General features: G+C 62.3%; 24 protein-coding genes and 1 tRNA gene. 11 read left to right on the forward strand and 14 right to left on the reverse strand.

Translation table 11 applies throughout. The features are described 5' to 3' along the window. Positions 1–28: 28 nt before the first annotated feature. The gene (locus ACIP02_RS21835; RefSeq protein ID WP_400620440.1) at positions 29–469 is read right to left on the reverse strand and encodes an NUDIX hydrolase; all 441 of its coding nucleotides are present in this window, start codon (positions 467–469) and stop codon (positions 29–31) included. Between the two features lie 177 nt (positions 470–646). Further along, positions 647–2872 carry an NADP-dependent isocitrate dehydrogenase gene (locus tag ACIP02_RS21840; RefSeq protein ID WP_400620443.1) on the reverse strand — a complete coding sequence of 742 codons (2226 nt, stop codon included), beginning with the start codon at positions 2870–2872 and terminating at the stop codon, positions 647–649. 414 nt (positions 2873–3286) lie between these two features. Here ACIP02_RS21840 and icd point away from each other — a divergent pair, with 414 nt between their 5' ends. Then, positions 3287–4543: an NADP-dependent isocitrate dehydrogenase gene (gene icd / locus ACIP02_RS21845; protein WP_400620446.1), complete on the forward strand. Its 1257-nt coding sequence runs from the start codon at positions 3287–3289 to the stop codon at positions 4541–4543. 70 nt (positions 4544–4613) lie between these two features. Here icd and cspD read toward each other — a convergent pair whose 3' ends face one another. Next, positions 4614–4868, reverse strand: a complete 255-nt coding sequence (gene cspD / locus ACIP02_RS21850) for a cold shock domain-containing protein CspD (RefSeq protein ID WP_133979070.1) — start codon at positions 4866–4868, stop codon at positions 4614–4616. A gap of 230 nt (positions 4869–5098) precedes the next feature. Between cspD and clpS the strand changes: the two genes are divergently transcribed. After that, entirely contained in the window at positions 5099–5461 is a 363-nt protein-coding gene (gene clpS, locus ACIP02_RS21855) for an ATP-dependent Clp protease adapter ClpS (protein WP_400620450.1), read from the forward strand. Positions 5462–5491: 30 nt separating this feature from the next. After that, positions 5492–7762 carry an ATP-dependent Clp protease ATP-binding subunit ClpA gene (gene clpA, locus ACIP02_RS21860; RefSeq protein ID WP_400620453.1) on the forward strand — a complete coding sequence of 757 codons (2271 nt, stop codon included), beginning with the start codon at positions 5492–5494 and terminating at the stop codon, positions 7760–7762. A gap of 249 nt (positions 7763–8011) precedes the next feature. Here clpA and infA read toward each other — a convergent pair whose 3' ends face one another. The 3 genes from infA to aat all read right to left on the reverse strand — a co-directional run bounded on the left by infA (position 8012) and on the right by aat (position 9781). Continuing rightward, positions 8012–8230, reverse strand: coding sequence for a translation initiation factor IF-1 (gene infA, locus ACIP02_RS21865; protein WP_002553999.1), 219 nt, complete (start codon positions 8228–8230; stop codon positions 8012–8014). A gap of 102 nt (positions 8231–8332) precedes the next feature. Beyond that, positions 8333–9040, reverse strand: a complete 708-nt coding sequence (locus ACIP02_RS21870) for an arginyltransferase (RefSeq protein WP_400620456.1) — start codon at positions 9038–9040, stop codon at positions 8333–8335. A 57-nt stretch (positions 9041–9097) separates the two neighbouring features. Beyond that, positions 9098–9781, reverse strand: a complete 684-nt coding sequence (aat, locus tag ACIP02_RS21875; RefSeq protein ID WP_400620459.1) for a leucyl/phenylalanyl-tRNA--protein transferase — start codon at positions 9779–9781, stop codon at positions 9098–9100. 314 nt (positions 9782–10095) lie between these two features. Between aat and ACIP02_RS21880 the strand changes: the two genes are divergently transcribed. The 6 genes from ACIP02_RS21880 to cysG all read left to right on the forward strand — a co-directional run bounded on the left by ACIP02_RS21880 (position 10096) and on the right by cysG (position 17761). Continuing rightward, positions 10096–12663: a DNA translocase FtsK 4TM domain-containing protein gene (locus ACIP02_RS21880; RefSeq protein ID WP_400620462.1), complete on the forward strand. Its 2568-nt coding sequence runs from the start codon at positions 10096–10098 to the stop codon at positions 12661–12663. A 62-nt stretch (positions 12664–12725) separates the two neighbouring features. Further along, complete coding sequence (gene lolA / locus ACIP02_RS21885; protein ID WP_176682280.1) at positions 12726–13349, forward strand: outer membrane lipoprotein chaperone LolA; 624 nt, start codon at positions 12726–12728, stop codon at positions 13347–13349. Positions 13350–13361: 12 nt separating this feature from the next. Then, positions 13362–14687 (forward strand): replication-associated recombination protein A, encoded by a 1326-nt coding sequence (locus tag ACIP02_RS21890; protein ID WP_400620464.1) that lies wholly within the window; start codon positions 13362–13364, stop codon positions 14685–14687. Further along, positions 14684–15058 carry a fluoride efflux transporter CrcB gene (crcB, locus tag ACIP02_RS21895; protein WP_400620468.1) on the forward strand — a complete coding sequence of 125 codons (375 nt, stop codon included), beginning with the start codon at positions 14684–14686 and terminating at the stop codon, positions 15056–15058. The genes ACIP02_RS21890 and crcB overlap by 4 nt, the downstream gene beginning before the upstream one ends. 30 nt (positions 15059–15088) lie before the next feature. Beyond that, a complete protein-coding gene (gene serS / locus ACIP02_RS21900) occupies positions 15089–16369 on the forward strand; it encodes a serine--tRNA ligase (protein WP_400620471.1) in 1281 nt (426 codons plus the stop codon). Continuing rightward, positions 16370–17761, forward strand: coding sequence for a siroheme synthase CysG (gene cysG, locus ACIP02_RS21905; protein ID WP_400620474.1), 1392 nt, complete (start codon positions 16370–16372; stop codon positions 17759–17761). Between the two features lie 152 nt (positions 17762–17913). Here cysG and ACIP02_RS21910 read toward each other — a convergent pair whose 3' ends face one another. The 7 genes from ACIP02_RS21910 to ACIP02_RS21940 form a co-directional block, all read right to left on the reverse strand. Beyond that, complete coding sequence (locus tag ACIP02_RS21910; RefSeq protein WP_400620477.1) at positions 17914–18873, reverse strand: glutathione S-transferase family protein; 960 nt, start codon at positions 18871–18873, stop codon at positions 17914–17916. Between the two features lie 94 nt (positions 18874–18967). Then, positions 18968–19969, reverse strand: a complete 1002-nt coding sequence (locus tag ACIP02_RS21915) for a glycosyl transferase family protein (protein WP_400620565.1) — start codon at positions 19967–19969, stop codon at positions 18968–18970. An 11-nt stretch (positions 19970–19980) separates the two neighbouring features. After that, a complete protein-coding gene (locus tag ACIP02_RS21920; RefSeq protein WP_400620480.1) occupies positions 19981–20316 on the reverse strand; it encodes a TusE/DsrC/DsvC family sulfur relay protein in 336 nt (111 codons plus the stop codon). Further along, entirely contained in the window at positions 20313–20609 is a 297-nt protein-coding gene (gene tusB, locus ACIP02_RS21925) for a sulfurtransferase complex subunit TusB (RefSeq protein ID WP_400620483.1), read from the reverse strand. Before tusB ends, ACIP02_RS21920 begins: the two co-directional genes overlap by 4 nt. Next, on the reverse strand, positions 20609–20968 hold the full coding sequence (tusC, locus tag ACIP02_RS21930) for a sulfurtransferase complex subunit TusC (RefSeq protein ID WP_400620486.1): 360 nt from the start codon (positions 20966–20968) through the stop codon (positions 20609–20611). The genes tusB and tusC overlap by 1 nt, the downstream gene beginning before the upstream one ends. A 1-nt stretch (position 20969) precedes the next feature. Continuing rightward, positions 20970–21362, reverse strand: coding sequence for a sulfurtransferase complex subunit TusD (gene tusD, locus ACIP02_RS21935; protein WP_110676046.1), 393 nt, complete (start codon positions 21360–21362; stop codon positions 20970–20972). A 325-nt stretch (positions 21363–21687) separates the two neighbouring features. Continuing rightward, on the reverse strand, positions 21688–23067 hold the full coding sequence (locus ACIP02_RS21940) for a nucleobase:cation symporter-2 family protein (RefSeq protein ID WP_400620490.1): 1380 nt from the start codon (positions 23065–23067) through the stop codon (positions 21688–21690). Between the two features lie 218 nt (positions 23068–23285). Between ACIP02_RS21940 and ACIP02_RS21945 the strand changes: the two genes are divergently transcribed. Then, positions 23286–23504 (forward strand): hypothetical protein, encoded by a 219-nt coding sequence (locus tag ACIP02_RS21945; RefSeq protein WP_400620493.1) that lies wholly within the window; start codon positions 23286–23288, stop codon positions 23502–23504. Between the two features lie 219 nt (positions 23505–23723). On the opposite strand, the gene ACIP02_RS21950 is transcribed toward ACIP02_RS21945, so the two are convergent. After that, positions 23724–24395: a Bax inhibitor-1/YccA family protein gene (locus tag ACIP02_RS21950; protein ID WP_003251184.1), complete on the reverse strand. Its 672-nt coding sequence runs from the start codon at positions 24393–24395 to the stop codon at positions 23724–23726. A gap of 134 nt (positions 24396–24529) precedes the next feature. On the opposite strand from ACIP02_RS21950, the gene ACIP02_RS21955 reads away from it, so the two are divergent. Further along, positions 24530–24617, forward strand: a tRNA-Ser gene (locus ACIP02_RS21955). The last annotated feature ends 46 nt before the right edge of the window (positions 24618–24663 follow it).

A 24663-nucleotide genomic window follows, 5' to 3' on the forward strand; every position in this document is an offset into this window, starting at 1 on the left:
CCAATTCTATCAAACCCGCAGCGCCGCGTCAGTCGCGCAGCAGGTCAAGGCTGTGCAGCGGGCCTTGCAGGTAGTCGTCGAGGCAGCGGGGCACCAGCTCGCTGCGCCAGCGGGTGGGGTCGGCCAGCAATTCTTCGCGGGTGAGCCACACGGCGCGGACGATGTCGCTGTCCAGGGCCAGGTCGGCATGGTGGCGCACGGGGCGGGCGGCGAAGCAGATGCGCTGGTAGGTCACGCCGTTGCTGGGGGCGGTGTACAGGTAGATGCCGACTACGCCGGTGAGCTCGACTTCCCAGGCGGTTTCTTCGAGGGTTTCGCGCAGGGCGGCCTGGGGCAGGGTTTCGTTCGGCTCTAGGTGGCCGGCGGGTTGGTTGAAGACGTGCTGGTTGGCCTTGAATTCTTCGACGAAGAGGAACTTGCCGTCGTGTTCGACGATGGTGGCGACGGTGATGTGGGGTTGCCAGGTCATGTTCAGCTCCTTAAAGGCATGCATGGCCCCTGTAGGAGCGGGTTTACCCGCGAATGCGTCAGTGGATTCATCACCGCATTCGCGGGTAAACCCGCTCCTACAGGGGTCGAGACTGCTCCCTAGAAAGCACAAACCCCGGTGCGTGGCCGGGGTTTGGGCTGTTACTTCAAGCGAACCTTACAGGGCAGCAATGGCGCTGTTCAGGGTCTGGCTTGGGCGCATCAATTTGGCGGTCAGCTCGGCATCCGGGGCGTAGTAGCCACCGATGTCGGCTGGCTTGCCCTGAACGGCGTTGAGCTCGGCGACGATGGTTTCCTCGTTCTCGGTCAGGGTTTTGGCCAGTGGGGCGAAGCGTGCCTGCAGGGCACCGTCGTCGTTCTGCGCAGCCAGCGCCTGGGCCCAGTACAGGGTCAGGTAGAAGTGGCTACCGCGGTTGTCGATACCACCGACTTTGCGCGACGGCGACTTGTTGGTGTCGAGGAACTTGCCGGTGGCCTGGTCCAGGGTGTTGGCCAGAACCTTGGCACGCGGGTTGGCGTAGGTGTTGCCCAGGTGCTCCAGGGAAGCGGCCAGCGCCAGGAATTCACCCAGCGAGTCCCAACGCAGGAAGTTCTCTTCAACCAGCTGCTGCACGTGCTTCGGTGCCGAACCGCCAGCGCCGGTTTCGAACAGGCCACCGCCGTTCATCAGCGGCACGATCGACAGCATCTTGGCGCTGGTGCCCAGTTCCATGATCGGGAACAGGTCGGTCAGGTAGTCGCGCAGCACGTTGCCGGTCACCGAGATGGTGTCCTTGCCTTCCCGGATGCGGGCCAGGGAGAACTTGATGGCGTCAACCGGGGCCAGTACACGGATGTCCAGGCCGGCGGTGTCGTGGTCCTTCAGGTACTTCTGTACTTTTTCGATCATCACGCCGTCGTGGGCGCGGGCCGGGTCCAGCCAGAACACCGCAGGGGTGTTGCTCAGGCGGGCACGGTTGACGGCCAGCTTGACCCAGTCCTGGATCGGCGCGTCTTTGGTCTGGCACATGCGGAAGATGTCACCGGCTTCGACGTTCTGCTCCAGTACGACGTTGCCCTTGCCATCGACCACACGCACCACGCCGTCGGCCTTGATCTGGAAGGTCTTGTCGTGGGAACCGTACTCTTCGGCCTTTTGTGCCATCAGGCCAACGTTCGGTACGCTGCCCATGGTGGTCGGGTCGAAGGCGCCGTTGACCTTGCAGTCTTCGATGGTGGCCTGGTAAATACCGGCGTAGCAACGGTCCGGGATCACGGCCTTGGCGTCTTGCAGTTCGCCAGCGGTGTTCCACATTTTTCCCGAGTCACGGATCATGGCCGGCATCGAGGCGTCGACGATCACGTCGCTCGGCACGTGCAGGTTGGTGATGCCTTTGTCGGAGTTGACCATGGCCAGGGCTGGGCGCTGAGCGTAAAGGGCCTGGATGTCGGCTTCGATCTCGGCCTGCTTGTCAGCTGGCAGGTCCTTGATGCGGGCGTACAGGTCGCCGATACCGTTGTTGGCGTTGAAGCCCACTTCGGCCAGCGCAGCGGCGTGCTTGGCCAGCACGTCGTTGTAGAACTCTTCGACGATGACGCCGAACATGATCGGGTCGGAGACCTTCATCATGGTGGCTTTCAGGTGCACCGACAGCAGCACGCCGGCGGCCTTGGCATCGGCGATCTGCTCGGCGATGAAGGCTTTCAGGGCTTTGCGGCTCATGGTCGCGCAGTCGATGATTTCGGCGGCTTTGACCGCGGTCTTTTCTTTCAGGACGGTGGTGTTGCCGTCTTTGCCGACCAGCTCGATGCGCAGGCTGTCGTCAGCTTCGATCAGTGCGGCTTTCTCGCTGCCGTAGAAGTCGCCCTGGGTCATGTGGGCAACGTGCGACTTGGAGTCGGCGGCCCAGGCGCCCATCTTGTGCGGGTGCTTGCGGGCGTAGTTCTTGACCGACAGCGGCGCGCGGCGGTCGGAGTTGCCTTCGCGCAGCACCGGGTTCACGGCAGAACCCTTGATGCGGTCGTAGCGGGCACGGGATTCTTTTTCTTCCGCGGTGGCCGGCTCGTCGGCGTAGTCAGGGATGTTGAAACCCTTGCCTTGCAGCTCCTTGATCGCGGCCTTGAGCTGCGGTACCGAGGCGCTGATGTTCGGCAGCTTGATGATGTTGGCTTCAGGGGTGGTAGCCAGCTGGCCCAGTTCCGCCAGGTGATCGCCTACTTGCTTCTCTGCGCCCAGTTGCTCCGGGAAGGCGGCAAGGATACGGCCAGCCAGGGAGATGTCGCGAGTTTCGACGGCGATGTCAGCCGAAGCGGTGAAAGCTTCGACGATCGGCAGCAGCGAGTAGGTGGCGAGGGCGGGGGCTTCGTCGGTGAAGGTATAGATGATCTTGGAACGGGTGGGCATGCGGGTTAACTCTCTGTGTGCTGAGCGTGCTCGAGTCTCGTGGTGCGCAGGGTAGGCGCATCGCCCTGGCAACGCCATGAGCGGAAAGTCGAGAGGCTGCGAGCGGTGATGGTGGATGCATCAGTCGAGCGTCAAGTGCTGAGCTGCGGTAACAGGCCAGGCTTTTCGGCCATTCATGGCCTAGGGCGGTCCGCATTTTCCTGGGATTCGCCCCGATGACCCTTCGGTCGCGGCGGAGTATACCAAACCATTCGGGCTAATCAGCAAGGCCAAGTGATATCGGCCCATTTATAAGACCAAAGACTAAGCGGCAATGTGGCGTAATGCCGCATGCCTTGCAGGTCGGCAGATGTGGTTTAGGCTCATTGCAGCGCATGATGTCCAAACCACACCCGACAGCGGAGTAGTGCAAGCATGGGATACCAGAAAATCAAGGTTCCGACCGACGGCACCAAGATCACCGTCAATGCAGACCATTCGCTCAACGTTCCTGACAACCCCATCATTCCTTATATCGAAGGCGACGGGATTGGCGTCGATGTCTCGCCGGTAATGATCAAAGTGGTCGATGCCGCCGTGCAGAAGGCCTACGGCGGCAAGCGCAAGATCGCCTGGATGGAGGTGTATGCCGGCGAGAAGGCCACCCAAGTGTATGACCAGGACACCTGGCTGCCCCAAGAGACCCTGGATGCGGTGAAAGACTACGTGGTGTCGATCAAAGGCCCGCTGACCACCCCGGTGGGAGGTGGTATCCGTTCGCTCAACGTGGCCTTGCGCCAGCAACTGGACCTGTATGTGTGTCTGCGCCCGGTGCTGTGGTTTCAGGGCGTGCCGAGCCCGGTGAAAAAGCCCGGCGACGTCGACATGGTGATCTTCCGTGAAAACTCCGAGGACATTTATGCCGGCATCGAGTGGAAGGCCGGGTCGCCCGAGGCGAACAAAGTGATCAAGTTCCTCAAGGAGGAAATGGGCGTCACCAAGATCCGCTTCGACCAGGACTGCGGCATTGGCGTCAAGCCGGTATCGAAAGAGGGCACCCAGCGGCTGGTGCGCAAGGCGCTGCAGTATGTGGTGGATAACGATCGCGAGTCGCTAACCCTGGTGCACAAGGGCAACATCATGAAGTTCACCGAGGGCGCCTTCAAAGACTGGGGCTACGAAATCGCCCGGGATGAGTTCGGCGCCGAACTGCTCGAAGGCGGCCCGTGGATGAAGTTCAAGAATCCCAAAACTGGGCGCGAAGTCATCGTCAAGGACGCCATCGCTGACGCCATGCTGCAACAGATTCTGCTGCGCCCGGCCGAGTACGACGTGATCGCCACCCTCAACCTCAACGGTGACTACCTGTCCGACGCCCTGGCGGCGGAGGTGGGCGGCATCGGCATTGCCCCGGGCGCCAACCTGTCCGACACGGTGGCCATGTTCGAAGCCACCCACGGTACCGCGCCCAAGTATGCCGGGCAGGACAAGGTCAACCCGGGCTCGGTGATCCTCTCTGCAGAAATGATGCTGCGGCACATGGGCTGGACCGAGGCGGCCGACCTGATCATCAAGGGCACCAACGGCGCGATTGCCGCCAAGACCGTGACCTACGACTTCGAGCGGCTGATGGACGGCGCTACGCTGGTGGGCAGCTCAGGCTTTGGCGATGCGATGATCAAGCATATGTAAGCCAACAGAAAACCGGCCGTCTCCTGTAAAGAAGCGGCCGGTTTCTTCGTATACCGGCAGAAAGCAGGGATCACGCATTAGCGGTCGTGGATGAGTTCGGTACTCCCGTTGAAGCGCTGGCGGTGACGCCCTTGATTTCAACCGCATGCAGGCCCTTTGGGCCCTGGATGATGTTGAAAGTCACGGGTTGTCCGGCTTTCAGCGTCTTGTAGCCGTCCATCTGGATCGCCGAATAGTGGGCGAACAGATCTTCGGTTCCGCCGTCTTCATTGATGAATCCATAGCCCTTGGCATTGTTGAACCACTTGACTTTACCGCTTGCCATCCCTATGTCCCTCTGCAAAGGACTCCATCACTGGAGTATCATCCACTTCATCCGCATACGAACCTTGCGAAAAATCTGGTTGACTGCGCGGATCTTTATCGCCCACGGTGGGTTCTTATTGGTTGTAACACCGTTTTGCCGATAGTCAAGGTCACGCGGCGCCTGCGCTGGCGGTGGCCTGTGCAGCCAACCCACCACCTTAACCTGACGCTCATGATGAAATTCTTTCCATGCATGCACCTAGTGAGATTCGACTAACATTCAATCAGGATCGCCCGCAATCGAATGAGGACGACGGCTCGGGTCTTGCAATACAGGAAGCCAAGCCGATCCTGCAGGCGCCACCGATGTACAAGGTGGTTTTGTTCAACGATGACTACACGCCGATGGATTTCGTCGTCGAAGTGCTCGAGACGTTCTTCAGTCTGAACCGCGAGCTGGCGACCAAGATCATGCTGACCGTCCATACAGAAGGGCGGGCAGTGTGCGGATTGTTTACCCGTGACATCGCCGAAACAAAGGCTATGCAGGTCAACCAATACGCCAGGGAAAGCCAGCATCCGCTACTCTGTGAAATCGAGAAGGACGGTTAATCGCCGACCACTTGGGTATGAGGTGAAGCTATGTTAAACCGCGAGCTCGAAGTCACCCTCAATCTTGCCTTCAAGGAGGCCCGTTCGAAGCGTCATGAGTTCATGACCGTCGAACATCTGCTGCTGGCACTCCTTGACAATGAGGCTGCCGCGACCGTTCTGCGCGCCTGTGGCGCCAATCTCGACAAGCTCAAGCATGACCTGCAAGAGTTCATCGATTCCACCACGCCGCTGATTCCTGTCAACGACGAAGACCGTGAAACCCAGCCAACCCTGGGCTTCCAACGCGTGCTGCAGCGTGCCGTGTTCCATGTGCAAAGCTCTGGCAAGCGCGAAGTCACCGGGGCCAATGTGCTGGTGGCGATCTTCAGCGAACAGGAAAGCCAGGCTGTGTTCCTGCTCAAGCAGCAGAGCGTGGCCCGCATCGACGTGGTCAACTACATCGCTCACGGTATCTCCAAGGTGCCTGGGCATGGTTCGCAGTCTGAAAGCGAACAGGACATGCAGGACGAAGAGGGTGGCGAAACCTCCTCTTCAAGCAACCCGCTGGACGCCTATGCCAGCAACCTGAACGAGCTGGCCCGTGCCGGCCGTATCGACCCGCTGGTCGGTCGCGAGCAGGAGGTGGAGCGCGTCGCGCAAATCCTCGCCCGTCGGCGCAAGAACAACCCGTTGCTGGTGGGTGAAGCGGGCGTGGGCAAGACCGCCATTGCCGAAGGCCTGGCCAAACGCATCGTCGACGGCCAGGTGCCTGACCTGTTGGCGCAAAGCGTGGTCTACTCGCTCGACCTCGGCGCGCTGCTGGCCGGGACCAAGTACCGCGGCGACTTCGAGAAGCGCTTCAAGGCGCTGCTCGGCGAACTGCGCAAACGCCCGCAGGCCATTCTGTTCATCGACGAGATCCACACCATCATCGGTGCCGGTGCGGCGTCGGGCGGGGTGATGGACGCCTCCAACTTGCTCAAGCCGCTGCTGTCGTCGGGTGAAATCCGTTGCATCGGTTCGACCACCTTCCAGGAGTTCCGTGGCATCTTCGAGAAAGACCGTGCCTTGGCACGGCGCTTCCAGAAGGTGGACGTCAGCGAGCCGTCGGTGGAAGACACTGTGGGCATCCTGCGCGGCCTGAAGGGGCGCTTCGAAAGCCACCACAACATCGAGTACAGCGACGAGGCCCTGCGCGCCGCCGCCGAACTCGCCTCGCGTTACATCAATGACCGGCACATGCCGGACAAGGCCATCGATGTGATCGACGAAGCTGGCGCCTACCAGCGCCTGCAACCGGAGGCCAGCCGCGTCAAACGTATCGACGTGCCGCAAGTCGAGGACATCGTTGCCAAGATCGCGCGGATACCGCCGAAGCACGTCAGCAGCTCCGACAAGGAACTGCTGCGCAACCTGGAGCGCGACCTGAAGCTGACCGTGTTCGGTCAGGACCAGGCCATCGACTCGCTGTCCACGGCCATCAAACTGTCGCGTGCCGGCCTCAAGGCGCCCGACAAGCCGGTGGGGTCGTTCCTGTTCGCCGGCCCGACCGGTGTCGGCAAGACCGAAGCGGCGCGGCAGCTGGCCAAGGCGCTGGGCGTGGAGCTGGTGCGTTTCGACATGTCCGAGTACATGGAGCGCCACACCGTGTCGCGCCTGATCGGTGCCCCGCCGGGTTATGTCGGTTTCGACCAGGGTGGCTTGCTGACCGAAGCGATCACCAAGCAACCGCACTGCGTGCTGCTGCTCGATGAAATCGAGAAGGCCCACCCGGAAGTCTTCAACCTGCTGCTGCAGGTGATGGACCACGGTACCCTGACCGACAACAACGGGCGCAAGGCTGACTTCCGTAACGTGATCCTGATCATGACCACCAACGCCGGGGCAGAAACCGCGGCGCGGGCCTCTATCGGCTTCACCCATCAGGACCACGCGTCCGATGCCATGGAAGTGATCCGCAAGAGCTTCACGCCGGAGTTCCGCAACCGCCTGGATACCATTATCCAGTTTGGCCGCCTGAGCACCGAAACCATCAAGAGCATCGTCGACAAGTTCCTTATCGAACTGCAGGCGCAGCTGGAAGATAAACGGGTGCTGCTGGAAGTCAGTGATGACGCCCGCGGCTGGCTGGCCGCGTCGGGTTACGACGTGCAGATGGGTGCGCGGCCGATGGCGCGGCTTATCCAGGACAAGATCAAGCGGCCGTTGGCCGAGGAGATCCTGTTTGGTGAGCTGGCCGAGCATGGCGGCGTGGTGCATGTCGACTTGCGCGATGGTGAACTGGTGTTCGACTTCGAGACCACGGCGGAGGTGGCGTAAAGCATGGGGCCGCTTTGCGGCCCTTCGCGGCTGAAGCCGCTCCTACAAGGTCCTGTGTACGGCGATCTATTTGTGTACGGCGATCCAATGTAGGAGCGGCTTTAGCCGCGAACACCGGCGCAGCCGGTGCTATCCACCGCGTTGGGTTCTTCGCGGTTGACCCGCTCCCACAGGGCTGCTACGCAGCCCGCACAATCTTGAAGGCACAAAAAAGCCCGGCACATGGCCGGGCTTTTTCATGGCTGGAGCTTAGCGCGCACGGTAAGTGATGCGGCCCTTGCTCAGGTCGTACGGCGTCAGCTCGACGCGGACCTTGTCGCCAGTGAGAATACGAATGTAGTTCTTGCGCATCTTTCCGGAGATATGCGCGGTTACGACGTGCCCGTTTTCCAACTCCACGCGGAACATGGTGTTGGGCAGGGTGTCGACGACAGTACCTTCCATTTCGAAGCTGTCTTCTTTCGACATGCAGTTGAGCCCTCGGTATCCAGTGTTGGCCCGACGCATAACCGCACCGGGCAAAAAAGTGGCGTGGATTATGCCCGAAAACTGTGTGTCAAGCCAATGCTTTCAGTTGAGGCTGACCCAGCGCTGGTTTATCAACAACTCGATAGGCCGATACTGGGTCTTGTAGTTCATTTTCTTGCAGTTCTTGATCCAGTAACCCAGGTAAACCGCCTCCAGGTCCTGGCGCAGGGCTTCGGTGATCTGCCAGAGAATGGCAAAGCGGCCCAGGCTGCGGCGCTCTTCGTCGGGCTCGTAGAAGGTGTACACCGCCGACAGGCCATTGGGCAGCAGGTCGCACACTGCCACCGCCAGCAGGCGGCCTTCCAGGCGAAACTCGTAGAACCAGCAGAACGGCAGGTCGCGTACCAGAAAGGTGGAAAACTGATCGCGGCTGGGCGGGTACATGTCACCGTCGGCGTGGCGCGTTTCGATATAGCGCCGGTACAGCTCGAAGTACTCCTCCTTGAACGCCGGGCGCGCAGCGGTCACGGTCAGGTCGGCGTTGCGCTTGAGAATGCGCCGCTGCTGGCGGTTGGGGATGAAGCGCGCAGCGGGGATGCGCGCCGGCACGCAGGCATTGCAGTTCTGGCAGTGCGGGCGATACAGGTGGTCGCCACTGCGGCGAAAGCCCATTTCCGACAGGTCGGCGTACACGTTCACGTCCATCGGCTGGCTGGGGTCGAGGAACAGTGTGGTAGCCTGCTCGTCAGGCAGGTAGCTGCAGGAGTGGGGTTGAGTGGCATAGAACTTCAACCGCGCCAACTCTGTCATGATCAACCCCCATCGGTGAGACTTTGTTTTCAGTGTAAGCCAGCTCTGGCAAACCGCCTAGGCAACCACCCATGTAGCGCTGTTAGGTTGGTCGAGGTGGCGGGCCAGGTAGCCCGCGAACTCGGTACGGCTGATGGCATGCGCGCCCAGGCTGTGCAGGTGGTTGGTCGGCATCTGGCAGTCGATCAGCACAAAACCGGCCTGGCGCAGGTGCTCGACCAGGGTCACGAAGCCGACCTTCGAGGCGTTGTCGGCACGGCTGAACATCGATTCGCCGAAGAACAGCTGGCCCATGGCTAGCCCGTACAGGCCGCCTACCAGCTCGCCGTCCTGGCGGACTTCCACCGAGTGGGCGATACCGCACCGGTGCAGTGCGCAGTAGGCGTTGCGCATGGTGTCGGTGATCCAGGTGCCGTCGGCGTAATCGCGTGGCGCCGCGCAGGCGGCGATCACCGCCGGGAAGTCGGTGTCGAAGCTGACCTGGTAGCGGCCCTGGCGCATCAGCTTGGCCAGCGAGCGTGACACGTGCAGTTGGCCAGGCAGCAGCACGGTGCGCGGGTCGGGTGACCACCACAGGATCGGCTGGCCGTCCTGGTACCACGGGAAGCAGCCATGGCGGTAGGCCTGCACCAGGCGCTCGGGGCTCAGGTCGCCGCCGGCGGCCAGCAGGCCGTTGGGTTCGTGCAGGGCCTTTTCCAGGGGGGGGAAGGTCAGCGAGTCGCGGGTCAGCCAGGTGAGCATGGTCTATCGTGCGGTGGGGGAGGGGAGAGGTCAGCATGGCTTGCGCGCATGGCAGGGTCAATCATTGTGGCTTCTTCGCGGGGAAACCCGCTCCCACAGGCAATCAAAATAGGCAATTTCCTACACATTCATGAAACCACAGGCACCATCCGCTACATTTGCTGTCACACCTGTGCAAAAACACAGCATAAGCCTTTGTCACAGAAGGCAATGCATGCTCAAATTGCAGTCATACGAAAGTCGCCTCCACTCAAGCGCCTTACGGCGTGCCGTCATGGCAGTGGGCGGGCAGTAATGTTAAAAGTAGTGGTTCATTGGCCGCACCGCCGGCCGATCACTATTGGACGCGCAGCACGCGCAGGAATAGACGCGTTTTGAAGAAATCCACCGCAACCCCAGCTCCCTTGCCCGTGCCCCTGTGGCGGCAGCAGCTGCACTATCGCCTCAAGGAAGGTGCGTTGATCGCAGTCGGCGCCCTGTGCCTGTACTTGTGGATGGCGCTGCTGACCTACGACACGTCCGACCCGGGCTTCAGCCACACCGCGACCGTCGACCAGGTGCAGAACGCCGCCGGGCGTGCCGGCGCCTACTTTGCCGACATCCTGTTCATGGTGCTGGGCTACTTCGCCTATATCTTCCCGCTGTTGCTGGCGGTGAAAACCTGGCAGATCTTCCGCCAGCGCCACCAGCCATGGGACTGGAGCGGCTGGCTGTTCTCCTGGCGGCTGATCGGGCTGGTGTTCCTGGTGCTGTCGGGCGCTGCGCTGGCGCATATCCACTTCCACCCCCCGGCCAGCCTGCCGTTCTCCGCCGGTGGCGCGCTGGGTGAAAGCCTGGGCGACCTGGCGCGCAACCTGCTGAACGTGCAGGGCAGCACCTTGATGTTCATTGCCTTGTTCCTGTTCGGCCTGACCGTGTTCACCGACCTGTCGTGGTTCAAGGTAATGGACCTGACCGGCAAGATTACCCTCGACCTGTTCGAACTGGTGCAGGGCGCGGCCAACCGCTGGTGGGAAGCCCGCAACGAGCGCAAGCGCCTCGAGGCACAGCTGCGCGAGGATGAGCCGGTGGTCAAGGCTGCACCCATGGCCGCCGAGAAGCGCGAACCGGCCAAGCCGGCGTTGCGCGAGCGTATTTTCAAGCGTGAAGAGGCGCCGGCCCCGGTGGTTGAACCCCGTGAGCCAACCCTCGGCCGCGAGCCTGTGGTGCCGCCGCGCGAGCCAAGCCTCGCCCGTGAACCGGTCGTGCCACGCGAAACAGCGGTGGCCCGGGTGCAGCCTGCTACCCCGATGATCGTGCCGCCGGTTGCCGACAAGGCGCCAGAGCCGAGCAAGCGGGTGATGAAAGAGAAACAGGCGCCGTTGTTCATCGACAGCGCCGTGGAAGGCACCTTGCCGTCGATTTCCATCCTCGACCCGGCCGAGCAGAAAAAGATCGAGTACTCGCCAGAGTCCCTGGCCGGTGTCGGCCAACTGCTGGAAATCAAGCTCAAGGAATTCGGTGTGGAAGTAACGGTGGACTCGATCCACCCGGGCCCGGTGATTACCCGTTACGAAATCCAGCCGGCCGCTGGCGTCAAGGTCAGCCGCATCGCCAACCTGGCCAAGGACCTGGCACGCTCCCTGGCGGTAACCAGCGTGCGCGTGGTCGAAGTCATCCCCGGCAAGACCACGGTAGGTATCGAGATCCCCAACGAGAACCGGCAGATGGTGCGGTTCTCCGAGGTGCTGTCGTCGCCGCAGTTCGATGAATCCAAGTCGCCCGTCGCCCTGGCCCTGGGCCACGATATCGGCGGCAAGCCGGTCATCACCGACCTGGCCAAGATGCCTCACCTGCTGGTGGCCGGTACCACCGGTTCCGGTAAGTCGGTAGGTGTCAACGCCATGATCTTGTCGATCCTGTTCAAGTCCGGCCCGGAAGACGCGCGGCTGATCATGATCGACCCGAAAATGCTCGAACTGTCGATCTACGAAGGCATCCCGCACTTGCTGTGCCCGGTGGTCACCGACATGAAGGACGCCGCTAACGCACTGCGCTGGAGCGTGGCCGAGATGGAGCGGCGCTACAAGCTGATGGCGGCCATGGGGGTGCGTAACCTGGCCGGCTTCAACCGCAAGATCAAGGATGCCGAAGAAGCCGGCGAGATCATTCACGACCCGCTGTACCGTCGCGAAAGCATGGATGATGAGCCGCCGGCGCTGAAAACCCTGCCGACCATCGTGGTGATTGTCGACGAATTTGCCGACATGATGATGATCGTCGGCAAGAAGGTCGAAGAGTTGATCGCCCGTATCGCGCAGAAGGCGCGGGCGGCCGGTATTCACCTGATCCTCGCCACCCAGCGCCCGTCGGTGGACGTGATCACCGGCCTGATCAAGGCCAACATCCCGACCCGCATGGCCTTCCAGGTATCCAGCAAGATCGACTCGCGGACCATCATCGACCAGGGTGGCGCCGAGCAGCTGCTGGGCCATGGCGACATGCTGTACATGCCGCCCGGCACCAGCCTGCCGATCCGCGTGCACGGCGCGTTCGTCTCCGACGACGAAGTGCACCGCACGGTTGAGGCGTGGAAGCTGCGCGGCGCCCCGGATTACAACGACGACATCCTCAACGGCGTCGAAGAGGCCGGCAGCGGCTTTGATGGCGGCGGCGGTGGTGGCGATGGTGACGATGCCGAAACCGACGCACTGTATGATGAAGCGGTGCAGTTCGTGCTTGAAAGCCGTCGTGCTTCCATTTCTGCCGTGCAACGCAAGTTGAAGATCGGCTACAACCGTGCTGCGCGGATGATCGAGTCGATGGAAATGGCCGGCGTTGTGACCCCGATGAACAGCAACGGCTCGCGGGAAGTGATTGCCCCGGGCGGCCCGCGCGACTGATGAACACCCTGCCGGGCGCCAACGGTGGCGCCCGGCCTTTTCAATGCTCAATGAGGATTCCCATGCGCGCGATTCGCATGCTGTTGGTTTCTGCCCTGACCCTGGGCTCGGTTACCGCTTATGCCGGTGAGCAAGACGTACAACGCCTGACCCAGTTGCTGGAAAAGTCGCAGACCATCGAGGCCAACTTCTCCCAGCTGACCTTGGGTGCCGACGGCACCAGCCTGCAGGAAACCTCGGGCAAGATGGCCGTCAAGCGCCCGGGCCTGTTCTACTGGCACACCGATGCGCCACAGGAGCAGGTGGTAGTGTCGGACGGCAAGAACGTCACCCTGTGGGACCCGGACCTGGAACAGGCCACCATCAAGAAGCTCGACGTGCGCCTGAACCAGACCCCGGCGCTGCTGCTGTCCGGTGATGTGTCGAAGATCAGCCAGAGCTTCGACATTGCCTCGAAGGAGCAGGGCGAAGTAATGGACTTCACCCTCAAGCCGAAAACCAAGGACACCCTGTTCGACTCGCTGCGCGTGTCGTTCCGCAAAGGCCTGATCAATGACATGCAGCTGATCGACAGCGTCGGCCAGCGCACCAACATCCTGTTCAACGGCGTCAAGGCCAACCAGGCGGTGCCGGACAGCAAGTTCAAGTTCGACATCCCCAAGGGTGCGGACGTGATCAAGGAGTAACCAGAGCCCGTCATGGACCTGTTTCGAAGCGAACCTGTCGCCCAGCCCCTGGCCGCCCGCCTGCGCCCGTCCAACCTGGACGAATACGTCGGCCAGGAGCACCTGCTGGCGCGCGGCAAACCGCTGCGCGAGGCACTGGAGCAGGGTGCACTGCATTCGATGATCTTCTGGGGCCCGCCCGGGGTGGGCAAGACCACCCTGGCGCGGCTGCTGGCGCAGTTCTGTGATGCGCACTTCGAAACCGTGTCGGCGGTGCTGGCCGGGGTCAAGGAGATTCGCCAGGCGGTCGAGGTGGCCAAGCAGCAGGCTGGCCAGTATGGCCGCCGCACCATCCTGTTCGTCGACGAAGTACACCGCTTCAACAAGTCGCAGCAGGACGCCTTTTTGCCCTACGTGGAAGACGGCACGCTGCTGTTCATTGGTGCCACCACCGAAAATCCGTCCTTCGAGCTGAACAACGCGCTGCTGTCGCGGGCACGGGTATACGTGCTCAAGAGCCTTGACGAGCCTGCGCTGCGCAAGCTAGTCAACCGCGCGCTCAGCGAAGAGCGTGGCCTGGGCAAGCGCAACCTGCGGGTCGGCGATGAAGCCTTCAAGATGCTGATGGCCGCCGCCGACGGTGACGGCCGGCGCATGCTCAACTTCCTCGAAAACGCCTCGGACCTGGCCGAAGATGGCAGCGAGATCGACGTCGAGATGCTGCAAAGCCTGCTCGGCGACAGCCGCCGCCGTTTCGACAAGGGCGGTGAGGCGTTCTACGACCAGATTTCCGCGCTGCACAAGTCGGTGCGCGGCTCCAATCCCGATGGCGCCTTGTACTGGTTCGCGCGCATGCTCGATGGCGGCTGCGACCCGCTGTACATCGCCCGGCGTGTGGTGCGCATGGCCAGCGAAGACATCGGCAACGCCGACCCGCGCGCACTCAGCCTGTGCCTGGCGGCGTGGGATGTGCAGGAGCGCCTGGGTAGCCCCGAGGGCGAGCTGGCGGTGGCCCAGGCCATCACCTACCTGGCCTGCGCGCCGAAGAGCAACGCGGTGTACATGGGGTTCAAGACCGCCCTGCGCGAAGCCGCCGAGCATGGCTCGCTGGAAGTGCCGCTGCACCTGCGCAATGCGCCGACCAAGCTGATGAAACAACTGGGTTACGGCGACGAGTACCGCTATGCCCACGACGAACCCGACGCCTATGCCGCCGGTGAAGACTATTTCCCTGATCAGCTAGAGCCGCGCCAGTACTACCAGCCGGTGCCGCGAGGCCTGGAACTGAAGATTGGCGAGAAGCTGCGCCACCTGGCCGAGCTCGACCGCAACAGCCCCCTCCAGCGGAGAAAACCGTGATTGCATTGATTGCCGCCGTCAGCGCTGGCGGTATCGCCGGCACCTTGTTGCGCTTTGCGACCGCCAACTGGGTCGCGGCGCACTGGCCACGGCACTTCTATGCCGGTACGCTGGCGGTCAACCTGGTTGGCTGCCTGCTGATCGGCCTGCTCTATGGCCTGTTCCTGCACAAACCACTGGTGCCGGTCGAATTGCGCGCCGGCCTGATTGTCGGCTTCCTTGGCGGCCTGACAACCTTTTCCTCCTTCTCGCTCGATACCGTGCGCCTGATGGAAAGCGGGCAAGTGCCCCTGGCCTTGGGCTATACCAGTATCAGCGTGGTGGGCGGGCTGCTCGCAACCTGGGCCGGCCTGTCCCTGACCCGATTCTGAACCAACACCAACACATAACGAGAGAACGATATGCTCGATTCCAAACTGTTACGCGGCCAACTTCAGGAAGTGGCGGAACGCCTGGCCTCCCGTGGCTTCAGCCTGGATGTCGCGCGCATCGAATCACTGGAAGAGCGCCGCAAGGCGGTGCAGACCCGCACCGAACAACTGCAGGCCGAGCGTAATGCCCGTTCCAAGTCCATCGGCCAGGCCAAGGCCAAGGGCGAAGACATCGCGCCGCTGATGGCCGACGTCGAGCGCATGGCTAACGAACTGGCTGCCGGCAAGGCCGAACTGGACGAGATCCAGGCCGAGCTGGACGGCATCCTGCTGACCATCCCCAACCTGCCGGACGCCAGCGTACCGGTCGGAGCCAGCGAAGACGACAACGTCGAAGTGCGCCGCTGGGGTACGCCGAAAGCGTTCGACTTCGACATCAAGGACCACGTTGCCCTTGGCGAAGTCAGCGGTGGCCTGGACTTTGAAGCCGCGGCCAAGCTGTCTGGCGCGCGCTTTGCCGTGCTGCGTGGGCCGGTCGCCCGCCTGCACCGCGCCCTGGCGCAGTTCATGATCAACCTGCACACCGGCGAGCACGGCTACGAGGAGCACTACACCCCGTACCTGGTGCAGGCCCCGGCGCTGCAGGGCACCGGCCAGCTGCCCAAGTTCGAGGAAGACCTGTTCAAGATCACCCGCGAAGGTGAGGCTGACTTCTACCTGATCCCGACTGCCGAAGTGTCGCTGACCAACCTGGTGGCCGGGGAAATCCTCGATGCCAAGCAGCTGCCGCTGAAACTCGTTGCCCACACCCCGTGCTTCCGCAGCGAAGCCGGTGCTTCTGGCCGTGACACCCGCGGCATGATCCGCCAGCACCAGTTCGACAAGGTCGAGATGGTGCAGGTGGTCGAGCCAGCCAAGTCGATGGAAGCCCTGGAAGGCCTGACCGCCAATGCCGAGCGCGTGCTGCAGCTGCTTGAGTTGCCCTACCGCGTGCTGGCCCTGTGCACCGGCGACATGGGCTTTGGCGCGGTGAAAACCTACGACCTGGAAGTGTGGGTGCCGAGCCAGGACAAGTACCGCGAGATCAGCTCGTGCTCCAACTGCGGCGACTTCCAGGCGCGCCGCATGCAGGCCCGCTGGCGCAACCCGGAAACCGGCAAGCCAGAGCTGGTACACACCCTGAACGGCTCCGGCCTGGCGGTAGGGCGTACGCTGGTTGCCGTGCTGGAGAATTACCAGCAGGCCGACGGTTCGATCCGGGTGCCAGAAGTGCTGAAGCCGTACATGGGCGGCGTCGAGGTCATCCGCTAAATGAATTACCTGCCGCTGTTCCACAAGCTGCAGGGCGGCCGCGTGCTGGTCGTCGGCGGCGGTGAGATCGCCTTGCGCAAGGCGCGCCTGCTGGCCGATGCCGGCGGCCTGCTACGCGTGGTGGCGCCGGACGTCGACGGCCAGTTGGCCGCGTTGGCCCGGGAAGGTGGCGGTGAGGTGCTGGTGCGTGGCTATCAGGCCGCCGACCTGGTCGGTTGCCGGCTGGTGATCGCGGCCACCGACGACCCTGGGCTGAACGCCCAGGTGTCGGCTGATGCGCAGGCGCTCAGCCTGCCGGTCAACGTGGTGGATGCGCCGGCCTTGTGCACGGTGATCTTCCCGGCGATCGTCGACCGTTCACCGTTGGTAATTGCGGTGTCCAGCGGCGGCGACGCCCCAGTTCTGGCGCGCTTGATTCGAGCCAAGCTGGAAGCCTGGATCCCGTCTGCCTACGGCGAGCTGGCCGGGCTGGCAGCGCGCTTCCGGCACAAGGTGAAAACCTTGTACCCGGACGTCAACCAGCGCCGTGGCTTCTGGGAAACCGTGTTCCAGGGGCCGATTGCCGAGCGCCAACTGGCCGGGCAGGGCGCCGAAGCCGAGCGCATGCTGCAGGCGATGGTCGACGGCGCGCCTGTGCAGCAGGGGGGGGAGGTGTATCTGGTAGGTGCGGGGCCAGGCGATCCGGACTTGCTGACCTTCCGTGCCTTGCGCCTGATGCAGCAGGCCGATGTGGTGCTGTACGACCGCCTGGTGGCGCCGACGATCATCGACATGTGCCGGCGTGATGCCGAACGCATCTACGTAGGCAAGCGCCGCGCTGACCATGCCGTGCCGCAGGACCAGATCAACCGCCTGCTGGTCGACCTCGCTCAGCAAGGCAAGCGCGTGCTGCGCCTGAAGGGCGGTGACCCGTTCATCTTCGGCCGGGGTGGCGAAGAGATCGAAGAGCTGGCCGAGCATGGCATTCCGTTCCAGGTGGTGCCGGGCATTACCGCGGCCAGTGGCTGTTCCGCCTATGGCGGGATTCCGCTGACTCACCGCGATTATGCGCAGTCGGTACGCTTCGTCACCGGCCACCTGAAGGATGGCACCAGCAACCTGCCGTGGGATGACCTGGTGGCGCCGGCGCAGACGTTGGTGTTCTACATGGGGTTGGTGGGTTTGCCGACCATTTGTGCCGAGCTGATTCGCCATGGGCGTGCCGCCAGTACTCCGGCGGCCTTGGTGCAGCAGGGTACTACGCGTAACCAGCGGGTGTTCACCGGTACCCTGGCGGATTTGCCAGAGCTGGTGGCCCAGCATGAAGTGCATGCGCCGACCCTGGTGATTGTCGGGGAAGTGGTGCAGCTGCGCGACAAGCTGGCCTGGTTTGAAGGTTCGCAGAACAGCTGAAATCGTTGGGGGCCGCTTTGCGGCCCTTTCCGACCGGTCCGGCGCCCCGGCAAGGCCGCTCCTACATAGAGATCGCGCTTGCCAAGGTATTGCGCGGTCCCTTGTAGGAGCGGCCTTGTGTCGCGATGGGCTGCAAAGCAGCCCCCACGATCTCAACCCTGCCAAATCCCCTTACCCACCAACCGCTCCCGATCATGCGGCTGGTTGAAGCCCTGCAAAGGTCCCTTAGGCACGATCCCATTCGGGTTGATGGTCTTGTGGCTCATGTAATAGTGCTTCTGGATATGCTCCATATCCACAGTCCCCGCCACCCCCGGCCACTGATACAGCTCACGCAACCAGTTCGACAGGTTGTGGTAATCGCTCAGGCGCCGCAGGTTGCACTTGAAGTGCCCGTGATACACCGCATCAAAGCGTACCAAGGTAGTGAACAAGCGCACATCCGCCTCGGTCAGGTATTCACCCGCCAGGTAGCGATTACGGCCTAGCAAGTCTTCCAGATAATCCAGCTCGTTGAACACTTCATCGAACGCTGCTTCATAAGCGTCTTGCGTGGTAGCAAAGCCCGCCCGGTACACGCCGTTGTTCACCGCCGGATAAATACGCTCGTTCAGCGCCTCGATGGTCGGGCGCAGGGGCTCTGGGTAAAGGTCAAGCGTATTGCCGGTCAGCTCGTTGAACGCGCTGTTGAAGATACGGATGATCTCCGACGACTCATTATTGACGATGCGCTTTTCTTTCTTGTCCCACAGCACCGGTACAGTCACTCGGCCAGTGTAGTGCGGGTCGTCCTGGGTGTAGCGCTGGTGCAGGAACTGCAGGCCATCGAGGTGATCACCGCTGGAGCCTTGCTGCGGGTCGAAGGTCCAGCCATGGTCCTGCATCAGCCAGCTGACCACCGATACATCGATCAACGGTTCCAGGCCTTTGAGGGCGCGCAAGATCAGGGTGCGGTGGGCCCATGGGCAGGCCAGCGACACATACAGGTGGTAGCGGCCGGCTTCAGGTGCGGGCAGCTGGTTGCGGCGCTGGGCGTTTTCGCGTTTGAACGTGCCGTCCTTGCCGTTTTCATACCACTGGTCATGCCAGCGGCCGTCGATCAAAAGGCCCATGGTGAGCTCCAGAAACAAAGTTGTTTGTCGTTGGAGCCCAGTCTAGGCCAAATCGTTCGAACAAATAGCGCAAAGATCGGGGTGGTATGATCGGTTAAACCGATCGGTTTCGGGCATTCCAATAGCCTTGCGCGGTCGCGAACGCCTGCTCACGGTCCTGCCCCAGGCCGCGCAGGGCCAACGCCATGGTGGCGATCAGGGCCTTCTCGCCGTAGCTGTCTTGCACTTCGCCGCGCCAGAACGCCAGCAAGTGTTCGGGCTGCAGGCTTGGCGGTTTGACATGGCGGCGCTCGCTCAGCGCCGGCCATTCTTCATCCCATGCTTCCCCTGCAGTGGTGCCGTAGAGGTGGCTGATGACATCGGGGTTGACCTCGATCTCGCCGCCATCGCCCTTGATCACTACGGCATGGTCGCCGAGCAGGCGGCTGGCCTCGCGGTGTACCGCCTGATAACCCGGGTGGAAAATGCTCTGCAAGCCACAGCGAGCGCCCAGCGGGTTGAGTACCCGGGCCAGCGAGTGGATCGGCGAGCGCAGGCCCAGGGTGTTGCGCAGGTCGATCATGCGCTGCAGTTGCGGCGCCCAGTCGTGCAGCGGGAAGAACGCCAACTGCTGCTGGTCCAGCACATTGCCGACCGCAGCCCAGTCGCGGCATAGCGGGATCTGCAACAGGTCGAGCAACTGCTCGGTGTACAGGCGCCCGGCCGTGTGTGCGCCGCCGCCGTGCATCAGGATGCGCACGCCATTGCCGGCCAGGCACTTGGCGGCCAGCAGGTACCAGGGCAGGTGGCGCTTCTTGCCGGCGTAAGTCGGCCAGTCGAGGTCCACAGCGATGCGTGGCGCCTGCAGGTGGGCGCGCAGGGCCTCGGTGAAGCCTGCCAGCTCTTCGGCGCTTTCTTCCTTGTGCCGCAGCAACATCAGGAAGGCACCGAGCTGGGTGTCTTCAACCTTGCCTTCCAGCAGCAGGGTCATGGCCGCGTTGGCTTCTTCGCGGGTCAGGCCACGCGCGCCGCGCTTGCCTTTGCCAAGAATGCGCACGAATTCGGCGAAAGGGTGTTCGGCCGGAGTTTCCAGGGTAAGCGGGCGAGCTTCATTCAAGGATGGCTGGGTCATATGCAGTTGGTCGGTTTGGGCAGGCCCGCCAGCTTGGCGGCAAGTTTGGCGGGGGTGCCATTGAACAGGCGGTTCAGGTGCGGGCTGTTGCCCTTTTCCGGGCCCAGCTTCAGGGCGGTGTACTTGATCAGCGGGCGAGTGGCCGGGGACAGCTGGTACTCCTGGTAGAACTGGCGCAGCAGTTCGAGGATTTCCCAGTGGCCCGCCGTCAGCGCAATGCCCTCGCGCTCGGCCAGGGCCTCGGCGGCAGCGTGGGACCAGTCTTGCAGGTCGACCAGAAAGCCGTCCTTGTCCAGGGCGATCGCCTGATCGGCAACGGTGAGGGTATTCATAGCCAGCTGTTGACCTTGTCGTGGTGCAGCGACAGTTCGACGAACCCGGCGTAGTCCACGGCCTTGGCCAGGTCGTTGCCGACCGCGCGGGCTTGCAGGTCTTCGTCCAGGGCGAACAGCCGCTGGGCCAGGCCGGCAGCTTGCAGTTGGCGGTGCGGCTCGCTACCGCTGCGCAGGGCGTAGACCGCATCGCCACACAACAGCAGGGCGTCGTCCGCGCCAAGCAGGCGCAGGCAGCTGGCCAGGCGCTCGTCGCCGAACGGGGAGTGGGCAATTACGTGCAGGGTCGTCATCAGAGCGTTACCACCTGGTCGAAACGGGCGATCAGTGCGGTCAGTGCCGCGTTATCCAGCACTTGCACCGGCAACGCCAGGCTGTCGGCGGCCAGGCCACGACGGGCAAGGCTGTGGTTGCAGGCGAACAGTTCGTCGACGCCGAACATCGGCAGCGCCTGCAGGTTGGCGGCCAAATTCTTCTGTTGCACGGCGGCAGGTTGCTGGGCCGGGGCGAGCTGGAACACGCCATCGTCGAGGAACAGCATGCCCAGCGGCAGGTCGAACGCGCCGCCGGCCAGGGCGATGTCCAGCGCTTCGCGGGCCGATGGGCCGTTCCACGGCGCCTGACGGCTGATGATCAACAAGGATTTGGCCATTTCAGTCGCCTCCAAAGCAGACAAGGCGATCGGCCACTTGCGCGGCCTCATGCAGTTGCCCCAGGCCGGACAGCTCCCACGGCTTGGGCAGGTTTACGGCGGGGCGCTGGTAACGGTTGGCCTCGGCCTCATCGAGCACGCCACGGCGCAGGGCGGCAGCGATGCACACCACGGCGTCCAGCTGGTGGGTCTCGATAAAGGCACGCCACTGCGCGGCCACGTCCACTTCATCCTGGGGCGCGACCACATTGGCCGAGGCACTGTGCACCCCGTCCTGATAGAAAAACAGCCGGGCAATCTCATGCCCGCCGGCCAGCACCGCCTCGGCATAGCGCAGGGCGCGCCGCGAGGAGGGCGCATGGGCCGGGGAGAACACCGCGATAGCGAATTTCATGGATAACTCATGCAAAGGAATGCTGCCATGATAAAGCAAAAAAGCCCGCGCCCGCTTGTGCATGCGGGTGCGGGCTTCTATTGAGCTGTCAAGCTGGCGCGGTCCCTTGTAGGAGCGGCCTTGTGTCGCGATCGGGGGGGCGTAGCGGCCCCAGGTTTCAGCTTCGCAGCAGAAATTGCCTGGGCCGCTTTGCGGCCTAATCGCGACACAAGGCCGCTCCTACAGGGATAGGGCAATGCCTGAAGCTCACGGTCAATGTAGGAGCTGGCTTGCCTGCGAAGGGCCGCGCAGCGGCCCCATTGGCCCTATCAGGATAAGCCTGGCCTCAAGCCTGCCCCTTACCCTCCGGCAAGAACCAGTTCAGCACCAGCGCACAAATCCCCCCGGTAGCCACCCCCGACTCCAGCACATTGCGAATCGCCGCCGGCATATGCGCCAGGAACTCCGGCACCTGCGCCACACCCAGGCCCAAGGCCAGGGAAACAGAGATAATCAGCAAAGCCCGACGATCCAGCCGAGTACTGGCCAGAATATTGATCCCCGAAGCCGCAACCGCGCCAAACATGACCATGGCCGCACCACCCAACACCGGCTCCGGCACCGCTTGGATGACCCCGGCAACACTCGGGAACAGCCCCAGCAGCACCAACATCACGGCAATCCACATGCCAATGTGGCGGCTGGCGATACCGGTAAGCTGAATTACCCCGTTGTTCTGGGCAAAGATCGAGCTCGGGAAGGTATTGAACAAACCCGCCAACAGCGAGTTGGCGCCGTTGACCAGCACGCCACCCTTGATCCGTTGCATCCACACCGGACCTTCGACCGGCTGGCGCGACACCTTGCTGGTGGCGGTCACGTCACCAATGGCTTCCAGCGACGTCACCAGGTAGATCACCAGCATCGGAATGAACAGCGCCCACGAAAAGCTCAGGCCGAAGTGCAGCGGCGTGGGTACCTGGAACAGCGCGGCCTCATGCATGCCGGTGAAGTCCAGGCGGCCCATGTAACCCGCCAGCGCATAGCCGACCGCCAAGGCAATGACGATGGCACAGCTGCGCATCCACACCACCGGAATACGGTTGAGGATCACGATAATAGCCAGCACCACACCCGACAACAGCAGGTTCTCGCCATTGGCGAAGGTGCCATTGGCCATGGCGCCAAAACCGCCGCCCATGCTGATCAGGCCAACCTTGATCAGGGTCAGGCCGATCATCAGCACAACGATGCCGGTCACCAGCGGGGTGATCAGGCGTTTGACGAAGGGCAGGATGCGCGACACACCCATTTCGACGAACGAGCCGGCGATCACCACACCAAAGATGGCCGCCATCACGCCCTCAACCGGCGTGCCTTGCTTGACCATCAACGCACCGCCGGCAATCAGCGGCCCGACAAAGTTGAAGCTGGTGCCCTGCACAATCAGCAGCCCGGCGCCAAACGGCCCGAAGCGTTTGCATTGCACAAAGGTGGCGATGCCCGAGATCACCAGTGACATGGAAACGATCAGGTTGGTGTCCCGTGCCGAAACGCCCAGCGCCTGGCAGATCAGCAGGCCAGGGGTAACGATTGGCACGATGATCGCCAGCAGGTGCTGCAGGGCAGCCAGCAGGCCGATCAACAGCCGAGGCTTGTCCTCAAGGCCAAGCACCAATTCATTGGCAGGCGCCGCCGCGCCTGGGCTGTGTTCGTGTGAGCTCATTGCTGAAAGCTGCCCCGGTAGAAAAAAAGGAGCGCATTCTACGGGGTGATGGCGGATAGGGGTAGAGAAAAGCACGATAGCGGCAAGATCGGCGACCATTTGCCTAATTACCTGACTTTATAGTCAGTTACTCGGCTGAAAGCCCATGATTCTCATCTGTGGCTTGCAGGGTGCTTTGATGTGCCTGTTACAATTTATGTTTTTCTTGGGAAGGATCCATGCCTCTAGCCATATTGCTTGCATTGCTGCTCATCGTTGCCGTGTTCCCTTGGGCGCTTGCGGTCTATGGTGCAACCATCCTCGCCTACGGCCTGTGGTATGTGCTTAAAAGCCTGTTAGCGACAGGGTTGCTGATCTTTGCCTATTGGTACTCGCATAAATCAAGCGAACGCATCGACCGCCGCCGCGCCAGGCAAGCCGAGCAAAAAAACAACTGACCCACCCTATGCCGGTGCTCGCGGCTATAACCGCCCCACAGGTCCATCAATAGCCTGAGGTTTGTGTAGGAGCGGGTTCACCCGCGAAGAACCCAGCAAGGTGCATGCGACCGGCTGCGCCGGTCTTCCCTAGCAACCCCGAGCAACCTCGCCCCCAACCCCCTTTCCAGACGCCCACAAAAAAGCCCGCCGAAGCGGGCTTTCTCACACACCAATCAATCAGTCATCACGACCCATGATGCCAAACAGCTGCAGCAGGCTGACAAACAGGTTGTAGATCGACACATACAGGCTGATGGTTGCCATGATGTAGTTACGCTCGCCACCATGAATGATCGCGCTGGTCTGGAACAGGATGCACACCGACGAGAACAGCACGAAGCCCGCGCTGATCGCCAGTTGCAGGCCGCTGATCTGGAAGAAGAAGCTGGCCACGACCGCACCCAGCAGAACAAAGAAGCCAGCAGTGATGAAGCCACTGAGGAAGCTCATGTCCTTGCGGGTAATCAGCACGTAGGCCGACAGACCACCAAACACCAGCGCCGTCATGGCAAACGCCGAGCTGACCACTTCAGCGCCACCGGCCATGCCCAGGTAACGGTTGAGGATCGGGCCGAGGATGAACCCCATGAAGCCGGTGAGGGCAAAGGTAGACACCAGGCCCCAGGCCGAATCACGCAGTTTGTTGGTAAGGAAGAACAGCCCGTAGAAGCCGATCAGCACCACGAACACGTTCGGGTAGCCAACGCGCATCTGCTGGGCAACGAAGGCCATGACACCGCTGAAGGCGAGGGTAAGCGCCAGCAAGCTGTACGTGTTGCGCAGGACCTTGCTGATCTCCTGCTGCTCGACCTGCTGGCCGTGGTGTACGGCGTAATCCTGTTCGCGCATGGCGACACTCCTTGGGTAAACCTGTGGTTTCGAACGTTCAGATGCTAGGAGTCTATCAGAGCATCTGCAACCCGCGACACAGAGAGTTTGACAGCGTGTTTCATTACGGTATGATGGCGGCCGCAAAACGAGCTGGAAGCGTGGCCGAGTGGTTTAAGGCAACGGTCTTGAAAACCGTCGATGGGCAACTATCCTAGAGTTCGAATCTCTACGCTTCCGCCATATTCAAAGCCCTGATTATTCAGGGCTTTTTGCTTTTTTGGGGCAC

The sequence above is a fragment of the Pseudomonas sp. NPDC089408 genome (genome assembly GCF_044749445.1).
GTDB lineage: Bacteria > Pseudomonadota > Gammaproteobacteria > Pseudomonadales > Pseudomonadaceae > Aquipseudomonas.